The organism is Spirosoma lituiforme (assembly GCF_054776635.1).
Genome location: NZ_BAAHBO010000011.1, coordinates 67,039 through 83,487, shown reverse-complemented (window position 1 = coordinate 83,487; position 16,449 = coordinate 67,039). Strand labels below are relative to the sequence as shown.

Annotated in this window: 18 protein-coding genes; 15 read left to right on the top strand and 3 right to left on the bottom strand. The window is 45.6% G+C overall.

All coding sequences use genetic code 11. The features are described from left to right. Nucleotides 1-133: 133 nt before the first annotated feature. The 3 genes from ACYU87_RS25660 to ACYU87_RS25650 all read left to right on the top strand — a co-directional run bounded on the left by ACYU87_RS25660 (nt 134) and on the right by ACYU87_RS25650 (nt 1,801). Nucleotides 134-319, top strand: coding sequence for an IS1 family transposase (locus tag ACYU87_RS25660; protein WP_461136859.1), 186 nt, complete (start codon nt 134-136; stop codon nt 317-319). A gap of 251 nt (nt 320-570) precedes the next feature. Then, complete coding sequence (locus tag ACYU87_RS25655; RefSeq protein WP_461136858.1) at nt 571-1,578, top strand: IS110 family RNA-guided transposase; 1,008 nt, start codon at nt 571-573, stop codon at nt 1,576-1,578. 13 nt (nt 1,579-1,591) lie between these two features. After that, nucleotides 1,592-1,801: an IS1 family transposase gene (locus tag ACYU87_RS25650; RefSeq protein WP_461136857.1), complete on the top strand. Its 210-nt coding sequence runs from the start codon at nt 1,592-1,594 to the stop codon at nt 1,799-1,801. 485 nt (nt 1,802-2,286) lie between these two features. On the opposite strand, the gene ACYU87_RS25645 is transcribed toward ACYU87_RS25650, so the two are convergent. Beyond that, a complete protein-coding gene (locus ACYU87_RS25645) occupies nt 2,287-3,015 on the bottom strand; it encodes a LytR/AlgR family response regulator transcription factor (RefSeq protein ID WP_461136856.1) in 729 nt (242 codons plus the stop codon). A 1,189-nt stretch (nt 3,016-4,204) separates the two neighbouring features. On the opposite strand from ACYU87_RS25645, the gene ACYU87_RS25640 reads away from it, so the two are divergent. The 5 genes from ACYU87_RS25640 (at nt 4,205) to ACYU87_RS25620 (ending at nt 6,496) form a co-directional block, all read left to right on the top strand. Further along, nucleotides 4,205-4,921 carry a LytR/AlgR family response regulator transcription factor gene (locus tag ACYU87_RS25640; protein WP_461136855.1) on the top strand — a complete coding sequence of 239 codons (717 nt, stop codon included), beginning with the start codon at nt 4,205-4,207 and terminating at the stop codon, nt 4,919-4,921. Between the two features lie 407 nt (nt 4,922-5,328). Then, entirely contained in the window at nt 5,329-5,637 is a 309-nt protein-coding gene (locus ACYU87_RS25635; RefSeq protein ID WP_461136854.1) for a transposase, read from the top strand. After that, nucleotides 5,634-6,005 carry an IS3 family transposase gene (locus ACYU87_RS25630; RefSeq protein WP_461136853.1) on the top strand — a complete coding sequence of 124 codons (372 nt, stop codon included), beginning with the start codon at nt 5,634-5,636 and terminating at the stop codon, nt 6,003-6,005. Before ACYU87_RS25635 ends, ACYU87_RS25630 begins: the two co-directional genes overlap by 4 nt. 6 nt (nt 6,006-6,011) lie before the next feature. Beyond that, nucleotides 6,012-6,245, top strand: a complete 234-nt coding sequence (locus ACYU87_RS25625) for a DDE-type integrase/transposase/recombinase (protein WP_461136852.1) — start codon at nt 6,012-6,014, stop codon at nt 6,243-6,245. 26 nt (nt 6,246-6,271) lie between these two features. Next, nucleotides 6,272-6,496: an IS3 family transposase gene (locus ACYU87_RS25620; RefSeq protein ID WP_461136882.1), complete on the top strand. Its 225-nt coding sequence runs from the start codon at nt 6,272-6,274 to the stop codon at nt 6,494-6,496. Nucleotides 6,497-6,574: 78 nt separating this feature from the next. Here ACYU87_RS25620 and ACYU87_RS25615 read toward each other — a convergent pair whose 3' ends face one another. After that, the gene (locus ACYU87_RS25615) at nt 6,575-7,216 is read right to left on the bottom strand and encodes a hypothetical protein (protein WP_018622863.1); all 642 of its coding nucleotides are present in this window, start codon (nt 7,214-7,216) and stop codon (nt 6,575-6,577) included. 391 nt (nt 7,217-7,607) lie between these two features. Between ACYU87_RS25615 and ACYU87_RS25610 the strand changes: the two genes are divergently transcribed. From ACYU87_RS25610 to ACYU87_RS25590, 5 genes are all read left to right on the top strand, one after another. After that, nucleotides 7,608-9,245, top strand: a complete 1,638-nt coding sequence (locus ACYU87_RS25610) for a UvrD-helicase domain-containing protein (protein WP_461136851.1) — start codon at nt 7,608-7,610, stop codon at nt 9,243-9,245. 20 nt (nt 9,246-9,265) lie between these two features. Next, the gene (locus ACYU87_RS25605) at nt 9,266-9,538 is read left to right on the top strand and encodes a hypothetical protein (protein WP_461136850.1); all 273 of its coding nucleotides are present in this window, start codon (nt 9,266-9,268) and stop codon (nt 9,536-9,538) included. Between the two features lie 214 nt (nt 9,539-9,752). Then, a complete protein-coding gene (locus ACYU87_RS25600) occupies nt 9,753-10,565 on the top strand; it encodes a ParA family protein (RefSeq protein ID WP_461136849.1) in 813 nt (270 codons plus the stop codon). A gap of 13 nt (nt 10,566-10,578) precedes the next feature. Beyond that, complete coding sequence (locus ACYU87_RS25595) at nt 10,579-11,649, top strand: hypothetical protein (protein ID WP_461136848.1); 1,071 nt, start codon at nt 10,579-10,581, stop codon at nt 11,647-11,649. A 269-nt stretch (nt 11,650-11,918) separates the two neighbouring features. Further along, a complete protein-coding gene (locus ACYU87_RS25590; protein WP_461136847.1) occupies nt 11,919-12,629 on the top strand; it encodes a hypothetical protein in 711 nt (236 codons plus the stop codon). Between the two features lie 1,008 nt (nt 12,630-13,637). Here the strand turns inward: ACYU87_RS25590 and ACYU87_RS25585 are convergent. Then, a complete protein-coding gene (locus ACYU87_RS25585) occupies nt 13,638-14,675 on the bottom strand; it encodes an IS110 family RNA-guided transposase (RefSeq protein WP_461136846.1) in 1,038 nt (345 codons plus the stop codon). Between the two features lie 555 nt (nt 14,676-15,230). On the opposite strand from ACYU87_RS25585, the gene ACYU87_RS25580 reads away from it, so the two are divergent. Next, a complete protein-coding gene (locus ACYU87_RS25580) occupies nt 15,231-15,515 on the top strand; it encodes a hypothetical protein (RefSeq protein WP_461136845.1) in 285 nt (94 codons plus the stop codon). Nucleotides 15,516-15,916: 401 nt separating this feature from the next. Then, nucleotides 15,917-16,405, top strand: a complete 489-nt coding sequence (locus tag ACYU87_RS25575; RefSeq protein ID WP_461136844.1) for a hypothetical protein — start codon at nt 15,917-15,919, stop codon at nt 16,403-16,405. Nucleotides 16,406-16,449: the final 44 nt, after the last annotated feature.

Here is a 16,449-nt window from a genome sequence, read left to right as displayed (position 1 = left end):
TGGCCTCTGAATCGGCCCATGGGTCTAACTCCCAGCCGGGCGGTAGGATGTGCCAGTCCGTTTTACTTGCCAGCAAGCTAATCCAATCTTGGAATAGTCTCAGCACACAAACCTAAAGGCCGGGCGGGCCTATGTGGGCAGCAAAAAACAACCTCGCTGGCTATGGTGGGTGGAGGATGCGGTGACAGGCGAGATCATTGCCTTTGTTTTTGGCCGCCGTACTCACCAAACATTCCGTCACCTACTACATTTATTGGATGAGGCTAAAATTGAGGCAATCAGGTGGATAACGGACTCCTGGTGCCGGGCCGCCCTTTAGGTTTGGGGGCTGGTAAGAAAGCAAGATTAGCTAGCTTACCAGCAGTCAACCAGAGTGGGGTACGCTAACGGGCCGCCGAGGAATCGTAGTCCTATGCTCCGAACGGTCCGCCGTCGCGGTCAGGTCCCCACTCTGTTTTACCTGCCTAGACTCGGCGGGGTGGCCCGAGCCATAGAAACCAGGGTTCGCGGCCCACAGAAGGGTTCGAGTAAAAGCAAGTTGTTGACTGCTCACCAAAACTAAACAGCTGTATGGACTTTTGCTATTTCATCGGTATCGACATTGCCAAAGACACCCTGGACTGGGCTGTTTACTCCCAGCAGGGCCTACAGTTCAGTACACACAGTGCAAACACTTTGACTGGTATCAAGACTGTTCTGGCTGAGTTGAAGGCGTTGCCTAACTGGGAGTCTCCCAAAGCTGTCTTTTGCATGGAGCACACGGGCATTTACACCGCTCATCTGTTGGAAACACTTTACGCATCGAAGCTAGCGGTCTGGTTAGAGTCGTCCTTACAGATCAAGCAAGCGGGCGGAATGCAGCGAGGTAAAACGGATAAAGTCGATGCCCAGCGCATTGCTCAATATGCGCATCGCTTCCGCGATCAAATACGCCTTTGGCAGCCTCCACGTGAAGTTATTCAGAAATTGGCCTTTCTCAGTGCCACCCGCCAGCGGCTCAATCAGGCGTATAATCTGCTGGCCGTTCCGGTAGCCGAACAGGAAACGTTTATCAGCAAGCCGCTTCAAAAAATGCTCAAAGGAACTGTCAAAAAATCACTTATCGTCCTCAAAGAAGAACAAAAAGCGGTTGAGGTAGCCATCAAAGAGCTCATCGAAGCCGACGCTCGACTGAAAGAATTGTTCGATCTGATGGTTTCTGTGCCAGGCATCGGGCCTGTGATCGCGACTGAATTGCTTGTGGCTACGAACGAAATGCAAACTATCAACGAGCCTAAAAAGCTAGCTTGTCATGCTGGGGTGGCTCCCTTTGAGTACCGCTCAGGAACGAGTATACGGGGTAAGACCAAGGTGAGTCATCAGGCCCGAAAACGGCTAAAAGCGTTGATCCACATGGGCACGATGTCGGCTATCCAGGTGAAAGGCGATCTTCAGGACTACTATGTGCGTAAACTGGGGGAGGGCAAGCACACCATGCTGGTGCTGAACGCCGTCCGCAACAAGCTCATCCACCGCGTCTGTGCGGTAGTTCGTCGGGGCGAAAAATATGACAAAAATTATTCGTCAGCCCTTGCTTAACCCATAGAAATCGGTGCGGGCCTATTATGATTGCTTAGATCAACACTTACGCTTAGTTCGTAAAGCGTCATTGCAAAGTCTTGAGCGGAAGCATCTGACCCTTCGAACACGCCTGAAACGCCTGACTCGCCGAACTATCTGCTTTTCAAAGTCGATTGCGGTTCATGACACGATAATTGGCCTATTTATCAATCAGTTTTTCTTCGCCGATAAACGCAATTAAGTCACTACCGCCTTTTCTATCAAGCGATCTGCGATCAGAGTGGCCATAGCCGAAGTGTATCGCAAAATGGGCATTAGCGAGGCTATTTACTATAAATTGGAACTAAGGCGCCGGAGCGCAGGAAATATGGAGGATTAAGTGTTGCCCAACGTCAAAGATTACGCCAGTTTTTGGAGATGCTTTCCTGCACATCATCTGTTGCCAAGCAACAGATCAATTTTCAAGGCGAATTTAATCTTGATGAAGACTTAGGTCTTGGTCCGTTGAAAGCATTCTTATTAGCAATGTTATCTTACGAGCGTGCAGTAGTTAAATCCTCATAACTATCTAAAACTGGTTGTTTATGGCTTTTATGCGGCATAATTCATAAATGGTTTAACTACCCCTGAATAGAACGCTAAGAGCAACAAATCAGGTCATTCAAATAACCAAACCACACAACGTGTATGGGAGTCAGTTTGCTAGGGGAATGTCAAAACCACTATTTATTGATTCTCAATTTGGTCATCAGTTGCAAATAAGCGTAATAATCCTTCCAGTTTGTGACGAAATGAAATGCCCACGGGAATCTTGATATCGTGTATCCACAAATTGCTTCGATCAAAGCTTGTCATTTTTGATAGGTTGATTATGTAAGATTTATGAACCCGCAGGAACAGACGAAATGGGAGTAAACTCTCCAAAGAATTTAATCGATCATTTACAACATACATGTGCCCATCACAAAAAATCTTCGAATAGAGTCCGAACCCTTCAACATAGTCAATGTCCGCTAAATTAAACCGCTTATTTTTCCAGCCCATCCTCAAAAAAATAAATCCTGCTTCTGTAGTATCGTTTTCGCGGGTACGTATACGGCTGAGGAGAGCCCGGTTCAACGCGACAAACAAACGATCGGAAGTAATTGGTTTAAGTAGATAATCAGATGCTTTTCCTATTTCATAGCTCTTTACAGCAAAATCAGGATAGGTGCTGGTCAGTATCACAGGCGGCAGATAAATATCCTCCTTTAATAAGTCCAAGCCCGACTCATTAGATAGATTGACATCAAGCATAACCAAATCAATGGTTTCTGTTAACAGGATCTCTTTTGCCGCTTCCAGTGTAGAAAAAGTACCAACGAACTGTAGGAACGAAAATTGAGAAATCTGTTCTCTTAAATATAAGGCCTCATGCTGCGTATCATCTACGATGATATATTTTTTTTTGTTCATAATCTAGCAATACGGATTAAAAATAACTGCGTACAATCACTTACCAATGAACTATCCTATCCTCACTTGATTCTCATGACACTGATGAACCGAACGCATGAATGGACTTTACTTATACCCTAGCAAATTAATAGCCAAACACATTGCAAGTGACTTATAATGAGGTGTTTTTCATAAAAGAAAAATTCAATTCGTATACAGAAACTCCTATTTGGTGTTATAAGATAGTCAATTCATTATACTATTGCGTGGTAGTGAATCAACTGCGTTGATCAACAAACGTAACTATTGATTGGATAATTCGTGAGGTATTAATTACGGCATACTTACGATTTAAGGCCTTCTACTCTTTCGTCAGTAAATAATTATTATCAACACAGTTCAGCTACTACGCTGTACGTGCTAAAAGATCGGGTACCTTAAACACAGCCTTCATCTTTGCATATTTGTCGTTGTGAAGAATAGATCACCAGTGGGAACGAATTGCTCACTTATCTGCCGGTAAATTGATCATGTGTAGTATAAAGCTCCGAGCCAGGTCAGGTCACTTGTATTACAGGAGACGATTAACGCGGGCTTCGATCGGATCGATTTATATGATTCAAACAACAGGGTAATAAACCCTTTATATTTATCTCTGCGCTGGACACAGGCATAAACCCGGTGAATCAGCCGCTTCGGGGCTCTAGATTTGAGTGTGGAATATAACTTTTCGTACTCAACCGTTATAGAGACTACTTTCGACGGCAGCAGTCAACTGTCTGGAGGTACTACTGAATTTCTCTCTTACCAGATTGATCCGCCTTTCTCGTTCGGCCAAGTGATGATTCTGAAAACACCCTATTGTGTTTATGACAGGCTTAAACGGGCTAAAGTAGCTCTAATCAACTTTGTTTATTACAAGTAGGACGAAAGTACTCCTCTATACACTTTTCAAATATTTTATTATAAATACGCTAAAATGTACTTAATTTATACTTCAGTCATGGATTAAGTATACAAAACGTACACTTTATATACTTAATCCATGGTGCATTTTATCACTTAAAGTATGTTTTTGAGTCAATATTTTCTTTCCTAAAACAAATCAGGAATATTTTCTTTGAAGCAGTTTGATGCCTAAATATTGAGCTGTTGATTATATTAAGACTAACAAGTGACACTCTTTTGTCATCCGAAACAGATTATAATGAAAATTAGGAAATACATTATCATCGACGATACAGAGTCGGATGTAATGCATATCAGAAAACAGCTAGATAAACTCCCTTTTCTGAGCTTATTAGGAATCTCTTCTTCTTTAGAAGAAGCTATAGGACTAATAGCTCAAGAAGTGATTGATCTAATCATACTAGACATTAAGTTACCAAGTCGATCTGGTTTAGATCTATTAAAATTAGGCTTAAAACTACCTCCGGTTATTATTATCAGTGCCTACTCTGATTACGCACTTGAAAGCTATAAAATTGGTGAAGCAGTCGATTACGTGTTGAAGCCGTTTACCTTTGAACGACTGTCGATTGCTGTATATCGTGCACTCAGTTTAAAAGTTACTGCAACCAGCATCACTGACTCTAGTTATACATTCTTAAAAATGGGTAGGAAAATACAGCGATTCGACCATGAGATGCTGGACTTCGTTGAAGGGTATGGATTATACTCGAAGGTTTTTACGGGAACGCAAGCACACGTTGTTAATGAACGTCTGTCAACCTTGACCGAGATTTTACCTTCTCGCTTATTTTTTCGGGTTCATAAATCCTACATTATCAATGTTTCTAAGATCACAAGGTACGAGAAAAACATATTATGGATTAACGATTATAAAATACCAATCGGTATCTCATTTCGGCCCAAATTGGATGGTCTGCTATACCTGTTTGACAACAATGACCCGATAACTTGATTTCTCCGGCTTCTACTCTAACAAGCATTCATAATGGGCAGCATCAGCAGCAATAACTGGTTTCAATAGGCCGATGTTGTGTCATGGGGTAGCTAACACATTCAGGCCGGGCCGCCCTTTAGGTTTGGGGGCTAGTAAGAAACAAAGATTAGGTAGCTTGCTGACAGTCAACCCGAGGGAGTATGCTACTGATTGAGTTGGACAGATATTAAAATCACCGAAACACGGCCTCGTATTGTACATTTCCGTAACGGACCTTTTTATAAGGATACCAGCGAAGTTTGGGTTTTCGCTTACGTTGATGCATCTGATGGGGTGTTAAGTAATTCAACGATGCGTGGGGTCGAACGGTAGACCTGCTACATTTGACTGGACATAAAGTTAAGTGTGATCTAACTTAGTGTGCGATGAAAAATAGCCGAAGACAGTACGACGAGGAGTTCAAACGGATGGCCGTAGAACTTTCCCTCGCCAAGGATTCACTCAAAACTACCGCTGAAGAACTCGGTATTACCCCACAGATTCTAACTAGATGGCGACGAGAACGCTTGTCAACCCAAAAAGCTAATACCAGTGGACGAGTTGGGGTCAGCCAAGAGCAGCAGGAAATTCTGCGGTTGAAAAAAGAATTGAAACAAGCTGAATTAGAGCGTGATATATTAAAAAAGGCGGTCAGCATCTTCTCCAGGAACGACGGGACATTTTTCAATTCATGAAAGCGCATCAGGCTGTTTTCCCCGTTGAGACGATGTGTAAAATACTGAATGTAAGCCGCAGTGGATATTACTATTGGTTAGGGCAACGACCGACCAAAAGAGCGAAGGAGAATGCGACGATACTAAAGCTAATAAATACCTCATTTACAAGTAGTAAGGGGCGATACGGCAGTCCAAAAATCACGCGAGATCTGGCGGCTCAGGGGGTAAACGTATCTCGGCTCCGCGTCGCCAGGCTGATGAAGCAGGCTAACCTGAAAAGTGTCGTTCAAAAGAAATACGTAGTCACAACCACTGATTCTAAACATGACTATCCAGTAGCAGAAAATCACCTAGATCGTCAGTTCAACCCCGTGAAACCGGGGTAAGCCTGGGTGTCTGATCTGACCTACATTCGCACTGACGAAGGCTGGCTGTACTTGACGATTGTTATGGATCTGTATGATCGGCGGATTATTGGCTGGTCGTTGAGTGCATCAATGAAGGCAGCCGAGACGACCATTCCAGCTTGGCAAATGGCCGTTAAAAACCGACCTATTAACGGTAGACTCATTTTCATTCCGACCGAGGTGTTCAGTACGCCTGTCATGCCTTCACAAAGCTGTTGAAAAAACACCCGTCGGTTTTACAAAGCATGAGTGGAAAAGGAAATTGCTGGGACAATGCCGTGGCGGAGAGCTTTTTCAAGACGCTAAAATCAGAAATGGTCTATCAGCAGACTTTTCAAAGCAGATCAGTAGCTAGGCAGGCAGTCTTTGAATATGTGGAGATTTGGTACAATCGGCAACGAAGGCATTCAGCGCTGGGTTATCTTTCCCCTTTTGAATACTATAGTGGGCAGTGCCAACATGTTGCTTAGAGATTTGTCCAGTGCTTTGTTGCAAGTCCAGAATGGATCTGGATCACTACACGAATGCTACTTAGACACTAGACTTCACTACTTCAGTATGCCAGGAGATTCACGGGCAAAAATGAATTGACCAATCTGGCGTATATCATTAACCGTAATTCCCGAAACATCGTTGATATAAGGTATGTATCGATCAGCGTAGGGTGAAGCCGTTCCATACACGTAACCAATATTAATTCGAAACCGAAAATCCGTTTTCGTTGGATACGCCAACCGTTCAACCATCACACGTACGTTGCCAGGAGCCGAAAATTTGTCCTGAAGGTACCAGACGCCATAGATATACCCAGCCGCATTGTTGCTGTTACCCGAAAAATTGGCGTATGAGAAACTTCCTAAAGGCGTCTTCTGAAACGTAGGTCCGGTACCACTCCCATCAATGTATAATTTAAGCGAATCAGTACCGCTTGGCTCAATAAGGAGTTTATAATTACCCGTAATTGCTTTGGGGTCGGGCGTGAATGCATAATCCTGGCCCTCAATGGTTGGTACATGATTACCTGCCCATTTAATGTAAACAGCCGGAAATTCACCAGACAAATAAACTTTAGGATCGGATGAATTGACTAATACAGTCTCCGAGGTTACGGGATCCTCCCCTCCCCCTTTTTTACAACTTAAGTTAACTGCAATCAGAGTCAGGAAAAGAATAAGTCGGTACGATTTCATGATGCATTTTTCCAGTTGAATGTACAACAGCCCTAAAATTGATATCCAAATGCTTTAGTTACTATAAACCTCTGACAAAACACTTATCAAACGGAGCAGTCAGAAGCCCTGTTTAGCGGCTTGACTTGACAAAAACCAAGTCGGTCCCACTCAAATCAGGCTACAAACATACCCAGTCCACCCAGATGAATTTTTGGTGGATAAAAAAGATGAAGGGGAAGAAGCTGTTTTCTTATATATAATTTTAATTTTTAACTTGAGAAAATTATTCGCATATTAGAGTCACAAACAGGGATGAACGCAAAAGCGTTTTTCGGGCAATTGCTGTACATAAAACATCAGAAAGTAGCTGCCTTGAGCCATCAACATGTGTAATTAAGCAACATCGGACATGAAAGCTACCAGTATCACCCATGAGCAGCTCGAAGCAACCCGGCAGGCGGGTGATTTTAAATTAGTGGCGGTTGCCGGCTCGGGCAAAACTACCACCCTCATCGAGTACGCCGCCTCCAGGCCTGTGCTGAGTTCGGGTCGTTCACCCCGAATCCTCTACCTGGCTTTTAACCGTACCGTACGCCTGGAAGCACAAGCTCGTTTCTCCCGGCGTGGTCTAACAAACGTTACAGTACATACGGCTCACTCATTGGCCTATAGCTATGTGATCGTCCGGCAGAGGTATGTGCTGAGCGCCGGGGGCGACTACTCGATTCAGGACATTGCGGCTAAGCTTGGCTTCACGCAACGAACTATGCTGGCTGGCTGTATGATGGCCAGCCACGTCAAAAAGCTGTTCAGTTACTTCTGCAACTCAAAAGCAGTAACCGTCGAGCAGCTGGACTACCTGGTTATTATTGACCCGGCTGATGCGAAAAGTCGCCGGTTTGCCCGGCAAAACAAGGAAAAGATCTACCGGTATGCGCAGCAGCTCTACACGCAGATGGATACTAACAAACTGCCTTGTACGCATGACTTTTACCTGAAGAAGTTTCAGTTTGTAGCTCCTCCTTTGCCCTACGACTATATCCTCTTTGATGAGGGGCAGGATGCTTCGGAAACGATGCTGGAAGTGTTTATGCAGCAACCGGCAACGAAACTGATTGTCGGCGATCCTCACCAGCAAATCTACGGGTTTCGACATGCTGTAAACTCGCTGGATAAGTTCGATGCGCCAACGCTGTACCTGAGTCAGAGTTTTCGTTTTGGAGACGAGGTTGCTCAACTGGCGAACTACGTACTGGGCTGGAAAAGCAGTTTCGATACGGGCCAGCTCACTACGATTAAAGGAGTAGGAAAGCATCAGCCACCAGTTGCGCCCATACACGCGACGATCGGCCGTACGAACGTAGCGGTTCTGGCCAAGGCCATTGACATGCTATGTATTGAAGAGCAGATTGGATCCTTATACTTCGAAGGGCGGTTCGAAACCTACACCTACATGGACAGTGGCGGATCGCTTATGGATATCTATTACCTGAATCAGGATAGACTGGATCGGGTCCGCAGTCCATTAATTAAAACCATGGGCCATGTTGGTGAACTGAAGCATTACGTTGATCAGACCGGCGAGGCCTCTATGCGCCTGGCGCTCGAAATTGTTGAGACGTACCAGGACGCCTTACCTGAATATATTGAGCAGATCCGGCAGGCCCATGTCGACGATTCCATGCGACACGTGGCCGACCAGATTTTTTCGACCGTTCACCGATGCAAAGGGATGGAGTACGACGGAGTGACGTTATGCGATGACTTTATTGAAAAGAAGGGAGTGTCCGAAAAACTGGCGGATAAACAGAATCCGGCCAATCTGCAGGCGTTGCACGAAGAGATAAACATGCTATATGTAGCCTTAACCCGCAGTCGTCAGCAAGTAAGAATCCCGGATACGTTACGGGCCAGTTTTAGTTTCGATCGAACGGCGCTGGCGCCTATTCCAGCTGAGAACCGCACTCAGCAGCGCAGTGAATCCGCACTTACAGGCCAAGGTGAAACGGCAAGTGGACAAGTTGCCAAACTCCGGGCTACAGTTTGAATGGATTAATCCGTTGTGTTATGACAGAATCTTCGAAGAAAAAAAACGCCGGTCGCCCTGAGAAACCCGTTGAGCAGCGGCTTATCCACAAAGTTACTGTAGCCTTCACCCAGCAGGAATTTGCCGATTTGAAGTGGACGGCAGAAAATCAGCCGGCACGGGGCTCCAAACCCTCTCCAAAAACCGACAAAGCGACAGCGCATTACATACGCACGTTGGTTCTGCCCGAAGTTGAAACATTTGTTCGGACACACTGGCCTGTACTCCCCGGCGACGAGTCAGACGTTCTATAAGGACCAGTCCGGTACTGGTAGGGGACTCTGAGAAGAGCATCCGTACCGGTGCACGCGTTTAGGGCTCCAAAAATGCTTTTTTTCAAAATATTTTATTTGATATTAGATTTACGAAAATAGAGGCTCGGCCTTATTGATTTAAATAACCTTAGGGCATTCAATTAGGACAATCCAGTTGGGAATTTTTACTTTTAAGGTACAAACGGTTTAAGAGATGAAAAAGCAAATTGTGGTTGCGGTAGCCAACAACAAAGGTGGCACGGGAAAGACAACAATAACGCTTAACCTGGCAGCTGGTCTACAACGACTGGGGAATAAGGTATTGATGGTTGATCTGGATGCCCAGGCTAACTTGACGAGCGCGGTGGGTTTTAGAAACCTCAAACGTCACGTGGGTCAGTTGTTGATCGATGAGATGGAATGGGATGAAGTTATCCTCAAGGGAAAGGTAGAGTCTACGGATGAGGCCGAAAGCTGGCCGCAGTTAGATTTATTACCGGCCGCCCGGACAATGGTTTCTCATGAATCAGCCCTCAACGCGAGTGGTGCCATGCTGGAGCTCCGTTCTCATCTGGAGGGAAAAGACTACGATTACGTATTGATCGACTGTCCGCCTAGCCTGGCTGCTTTTACAACCAACGCTCTGGCGGCGGCCGATTACTACCTGGTGCCTATGCAGGGTGAGAATTTTGCGTATATCGGCCTGGATGAAATGCTGAAGTATGTAACCAAGCTGAAGCGCAATATGCGGCTCGATATCAAACTGGCTGGTATTGTCAAAAATAAATTTAATTTGACGACCACCTTCGCCCGCCAGATCGAGGAAGCGCTGGCTAATCAGAATGTGCCCGTTTTTAAAACGGCGATCCGCCAGTTCGTTGGACTCATGGAATGTACCGTTGTTCACAAGAGTATATTCGATTACGCGCCTAAGTCGAACGGTGCCGCTGATTTCAGCGCATTAGTCAACGAATTGATTCAGGCCACTCAACTACAGCAGGAAGGTACTGCTGTCAAACCTCTGTAAACGGTAGTCGACCATGGAAGCCAAAAAAGACAGAAAGAAAAATTTCGCCAACTTCATCACCAACCTGCATGAAGAGGATACGACTGAGGTCGAAACGTTAGAACCGGGCACGCAGGTACTTTTACTTCGATCGGAGCTGGAGGATACGGTGCCGGAGCTTTCACCGCTTGAGGAACACGAACAGACGACCAGGCAGGAATTAGAGGCCATCATCCAGGAGGGGTTAGATACGTATCTTACCGTCGGCACCGCGCTGTACCAGATTCGAGACGCAAAATTATACAGGAGCACTCACCTTTCCTTAAAAGCTTACCTGGCTGAACGCTTCGAAATAGGCCGGCAACGGGCCTACCAACTGATGGAAGCGGCACAGGTTGTCAATGCGTTAATGGCAGAGGTGCAAAACACTGATGATGACACGAATGTGGCCATTGTCATGCCTAAAAAAGAATCGCACGCCAGCGCACTGGCTGATGTACCTAAAGAACAACGGAAGCGGGTTTGGGACGAGGTTAAAAAGGACGAGGAGCGTACCGGGAAGGCAATTACAGCGAAAAAAATAAGTGAGAAGGCTGAGGCCATAACCGGTGTCCCACGTAACAGTAAACCGCCCAAAGAGCGGAAACCACGCGGGGAGAAGGAAGCCGCCGAGGAGTTTCTGACCGATCAGGCCAGCTTAACCGCGGCCGCTATGGGGCAACCCCGTGAGAAGAATAAGGTGCCTGATGCTACCTGGCTACCCTCAGAGAAGCCAACAGAAGAAGTCAATGAGTTGAAAATCGTTGACTTTTCCGGGGGAGAATTGGATGAGACTTTAGTAGCTACAATAACGACGGTAGTAGAGAAGTCATCAGAAACGAATGATCATTTGGAGAGGCTACGTAAAGCTTTCCTGAATGCACAGCCGGCAGATCTGGTAATAAAAATAAGTGCTCGTCTTCTGCAAGACGAACAGGTTGTTGAAGATTGGCAAGTATTGCGGCAGGATAAACAAATCACTGACGAAAATGGCTTCGCTTCATTAACGCTGCAGGAAGCTTTAAAACTTGGAATCCTGAATGATTACCTGTCTCAATTGTCCTAAAATGAATTGGCTATTATCACATCAGGCAGCACGAGCTTCGTGCTGCCTTTTTTTATACTTACGATCAACAGATCAAATCTGCCAAATCACTTCACACTTTCCAGGCACAACACTATTTTATTAAAAGGAAGTAGCTATTAGTGAGGTGCTTAACGCACCGGGAAGAAGGGGAAGGGGGGTGGATCGTAGTAGTTATAGTGCTGGTTTTCAGATTGTTATATGTTTATTTGTGTGCTATTTTTAAGTAGATAAACAAACAATAATAGCCAATGAAAACCATCTCAACCCTTGCATCTGCCCTGCTGATGCTCACCCTGTCAACCTCGTTTGGGCAAACTCCCAAGCCCACGTCCATCACGCCAAAAGCCGTTACCGCCCTTACTGGTAAACCGGCATCGAGCCCGAAAGCGGTGTCCACTACCGCCCCCGTCGTCACCAAAACCAGTTCGACGACCGCAGCATCCAGTACGCCCAAAGCCAGCACCACCTCTACGACGTCTACCCTGGTTCAATCGACAGGCCCCAACCTTTCATTGAAAAATCTGATCACCCAGGCGTTACAAGACGACAGTACTCGATCGGCAAAAAAAGCGGGTACTATTGGGGTTGGTCTTACGTATTATCTGAACGGGAGTTTACTGGCCGGTGCTATGGTTCGACAGCGTGCGGCCTACTTCACTGCGGGAGTTGGCTTATACGCCAATAAAACCAGCAGCTTTACACCTGTTAACGACGTACTGTTCTATGGGGGTGGTGGCTTGATTACAAGCCGTCAGGTAAGTATTGGCGGCTATCTGTCCGTGACGATGGTATCAAGTCCGGCTTATGCATCGACGCCGACCGGCTACGAAGCGGTAACGCATAAAACGCCCACCTTTGGTTTAGGAGTATCCGCTGGGTATCAACTCAATCATGTGCTGATTTCTGCCAACATCCATAACCAGTTTGGGCTGGGTCTGGGCGCTACCTATTTCTTCTAATTAACCGGGTCAGGATATACCCTGACCCGATTCTCACCTATAAACGCAATACAATGATTGAGACAATGCTTGCTGTGTACGTTCTGATAATGCACGTATTTACAAAAATTGGAAAGTACATACTTTCACCCCTGGCGCATATAATCGCCTTTACAACGGACCTAATGATGATATTAACATATATCTGATTCTGGTACGGATTTCGGTTGTTAGTCTGGTTCGCCAAACAGGTTTACAAAGCGTTCAGCAGAAAGCCATCTGTACCATCACCTGAATTAAGGGCCAGTACAGAATAGGCAAATGGGACTATGTTCTATCTGGATCATAGTCCCATTTCAAGCGTCTGCTTCACTACACGGGCCGAGCCACGGTTCAGCTTCCTGCGGTCGCCAACCGCCACTCGACCTTATAATAGCCCACTCTCAAACCCTTCCACTCATCATGACTGGCCTGGTTACACCATTCCGATCATGATTCGATTCAGGATTAGAGAGCCGTTTCTACCAAACCTGACGACAATACACAGGACTACACCTATTCGCGTTTAAGCCGCTTGCGCGGGAGATAAAGGGGAAAGAGGTGGATTAAATCATTGTATTACAGTTGGTTATGTTTGAAAGTGGCCTATTTTGGACGTATCTTTAGACTACAATTAACCGGCAAAAAGGCATGTGGCAGGCTGATACAGTACTCCAGGTTTTAAAAGGAAAAACGCATTCCCGTTTCTTTCTGGCAACGGACGACTGTAGCGGCTGGCAACTGCCTAATAAGGTTAGAAACAGTCAGGTTAAGGACGAAATCAAGAAAATTCAGGCTGAATATGGATATGGCTACATCATCCATAAAACCTTGCCTTCCAAGCCGAAATCACGATGACAAAGATCATGAATAATCTATCGGACCGCCGAGCGGCTGAATTTAAACGGGCCATCGGGCAAGCCAAACGTCAGGGTATTCTTATCAAGACATCGGTTTTTAGTGATAATCATCCGGGCCGATTTCTATGGTCTATGCAAGGGAAAGGGGATAAGAATTGTCATATTTTCCTCCACGACGAACTACGGCGCAAATTCGGTGAATAATCTTGTTCCGGATAGCATTTAAAACGGACATCTTGTTTTTTCCTTCAGCTACTTTGCCGCACCGGCGGACCGGTTGATAATAGATTTGCAGCTCTCCTTTCACGCGGACAGCCGACATAGCGGCCAGGTGAAACAAAAACTTAAGACGTTTACGAGCGTGCTGGCTAACACGACTTCGACCTCGGACACTAGTGCCAGAACTATGTTCAAAAGGAGCAACCCCCGCATGACAAGCTAGCTTTTTGGGCTCAGCGAAGTTCTTAAATTCGTCCGTAGCCAGAATAACTTCTGTGGCAACAGCTGGTCCAACTCCAGGAATAGAAGTAATGAGTTTGAAGAGTTCACATAGCTGTTCGTCTTGATGGATCAGTTCATCCATTTGATGATTGACTTTTTCCAGATCAGCATTGATAGCTTTCAAGGATGCTTGGCAATATCTAGTCAGTTGCTTCTGAAGTTTAGGTGAGACAAAAGCGGCTTGTTCATTAACAGGTACTTGTACCTGTTGCCGAACCAACAACAACCGCTGCCGTAAAGCGCTGAGTATGACTAGTTCTTGGAGCACATAACGGGGTGGTTGCCACAGACGCATGCGATCACGAAAACGATACGCATATTCGGCGATACGCTGAGCATCAATGCTATCACTTTTCCCTCGCTGTAATCCACCTGCCTGTTTGATTTGAAGACTACCTTCTAACCGCCGGGCGGCCCCGCAAGTTGGTAGTTGATGAGCAAGCAGTTGTTCAAGGATGAGAGCATTGTAGATTCCAGTGTGTTCGAGACAACATATGCATCGTTGAAGATCAAAGCCAGGCAGTGCTTTAAGCGCTTTGATTGTCGCTTTGATGGCCACCACAGAGTTAAGTGCCTGAGTCTGTAAGACAATCGTTTTGCCATTAAAAACAGCCCAATCGAGAGTAGCCTTCGATACATCAATGCCCACGTAATAATGTGTTTCCATGAAATAGCTTATTTTTAAAGTGAACAAAGAGCTTGCTGTTTTCTCGATACCTTTCTAATGGGTCTACAAACCCGCATTTCTATCGCACTGGCGACCCAGTCGAGTCTTAGCAAGCAATCCGGACTGGCCTCTGAATCGGCCCATGGGTCTAACTCCCAGCCGGGCGGTAGGATGTGCCAGTCCGTTTTACTTGCCAGCAAGCTAATCCAATCTTGGAATAGTCTCAGCACACAAACCTAAAGGCCGGGCGGTTGCGCTACGGTATGGTGCTTACGCACCCATTCACCGAATTCAAACCAATGCGTTTTCACTGATGCGGGAGTCTGAAAGCTGGGTTCAATTTGGCAGAGCAGATCAGTGGACGTTTTGCTCTGCACAGGAAGTGCAACGGCTTTTGCCAGGTGGTTACATTAAAATAGAATTTTCCCGACCGGTTGAAATGGGTAATCAATCAGAAACGGGAAAAGGGAAAACGAATGGCTATTCTGCTTTGTACAAATGTTCCAGTAATGAATAGATTGCTTTAATTCTTTATCTTCACTAACCCTAAATCGTATGAAAAAGATACCTGCTTCTCGTTGGCTATTTTACGGATTGAGACTCATGTTAGCCGTCATCTTTCCCCCTTTTTATTTTTTACTGCGCAGACGTTGGAAGGTAGCTATTATTCTTACTATTCTAATGATTGCGCTGGCTAATTGGCATCGATACATCATTGTATTTGCGGTTATACTAGCTTTTGTCGGCGAGATCGTTCAAATTATAACCGACTTAAAATATGGGGTAGGGCAGGAGGATACTCAACCCACCACCGCCTTGCCCCGTAAACCACTTAACTGACCCTGTGTCTTACTCAAACGACTTTTCACAGCGTGGCGTCACCAGTTGAGTAGAAACTATAGGAACTGGATGGTGTCAAAAATTTTTGACACGTTTAGGCTTTGTTCTGCATTTGAGTCAGCTTCAATAACTACTGCAAAAATTGTGCTCTTATGACCGGCACGGAAGTTAAACGGCATGAATACTACCGCAACGTTACTTACTATCGCTCTAACGGGCTTATTGCTGATGTATCTTATTCAAAGCCGAGGTCACTACTCTAGATTTACACGGACCCTGATGGATGTACTCGCAGCGATTACGCTGAGCAGTGGTCTTGTTACGTCTGCTGTTCGGAGACTAATTATTTATTAGGTTTATCTCAATCCTATAATCATCACCTTCTTGATGTCCTGTATGCTATGATTTCAACTCAGAATGGCGAAGCTTTTGGCTCGACCGAACAAGGTGTATGGTATGAACGTATTTGTTTGCTGGAGGGTAAAACCTACCGGCATGAATTGCCTATTACGCTGGAATCCTTTCAGCAAAGTTATGAACGTATGCGTAGTGGAGTTGTCATTCAGGATGTTTTTCCAACACTGGCACCACAGGATCGGGAATTTATTCTGTCCGGTATTACACCTCAGCGGTGGGATAAAATGTTTCCACCATTACCGGCCCTGGACGAAACCGTAATTAGCCAGATCCTGCAAGAGCTGAAGCCGGTAATCGTGGATTTATTTGGCAATGACTCCAGCAAGCCGTTTAATCTGGAAGGGTTGACCATCGAAGCCTTACATGATTACCCGAGAATTGATGATTCACTACGAAGCCAGGCACTGGGTTGGGTAAGAGCCTGGGTTGAAAGAGAAGGATTTCTTAATCCGTCAATGAATTCTGCTTCATAAGCAGGAAACTGCTTTCTACGTTGGCTGGCAATCCTGACGTCAAG

Coding starts and splice junctions, on each gene's coding strand:
- ACYU87_RS25640 (WP_461136855.1), top strand. CDS start 4,205: ATGAAAATTAGGAAATACATTATCATCGACGATACAGAGTCGGATGTA.
- ACYU87_RS25620 (WP_461136882.1), top strand. CDS start 6,272: ATGAGTGGAAAAGGAAATTGCTGGGACAATGCCGTGGCGGAGAGCTTT.
- ACYU87_RS25575 (WP_461136844.1), top strand. CDS start 15,917: ATGATTTCAACTCAGAATGGCGAAGCTTTTGGCTCGACCGAACAAGGT.
- ACYU87_RS25635 (WP_461136854.1), top strand. CDS start 5,329: ATGAAAAATAGCCGAAGACAGTACGACGAGGAGTTCAAACGGATGGCC.
- ACYU87_RS25580 (WP_461136845.1), top strand. CDS start 15,231: ATGAAAAAGATACCTGCTTCTCGTTGGCTATTTTACGGATTGAGACTC.
- ACYU87_RS25655 (WP_461136858.1), top strand. CDS start 571: ATGGACTTTTGCTATTTCATCGGTATCGACATTGCCAAAGACACCCTG.
- ACYU87_RS25610 (WP_461136851.1), top strand. CDS start 7,608: ATGAAAGCTACCAGTATCACCCATGAGCAGCTCGAAGCAACCCGGCAG.
- ACYU87_RS25615 (WP_018622863.1), bottom strand. CDS start 7,216: ATGAAATCGTACCGACTTATTCTTTTCCTGACTCTGATTGCAGTTAAC.
- ACYU87_RS25645 (WP_461136856.1), bottom strand. CDS start 3,015: ATGAACAAAAAAAAATATATCATCGTAGATGATACGCAGCATGAGGCC.
- ACYU87_RS25600 (WP_461136849.1), top strand. CDS start 9,753: ATGAAAAAGCAAATTGTGGTTGCGGTAGCCAACAACAAAGGTGGCACG.
- ACYU87_RS25585 (WP_461136846.1), bottom strand. CDS start 14,675: ATGGAAACACATTATTACGTGGGCATTGATGTATCGAAGGCTACTCTC.
- ACYU87_RS25590 (WP_461136847.1), top strand. CDS start 11,919: ATGAAAACCATCTCAACCCTTGCATCTGCCCTGCTGATGCTCACCCTG.
- ACYU87_RS25605 (WP_461136850.1), top strand. CDS start 9,266: ATGACAGAATCTTCGAAGAAAAAAAACGCCGGTCGCCCTGAGAAACCC.
- ACYU87_RS25595 (WP_461136848.1), top strand. CDS start 10,579: ATGGAAGCCAAAAAAGACAGAAAGAAAAATTTCGCCAACTTCATCACC.
- ACYU87_RS25630 (WP_461136853.1), top strand. CDS start 5,634: ATGAAAGCGCATCAGGCTGTTTTCCCCGTTGAGACGATGTGTAAAATA.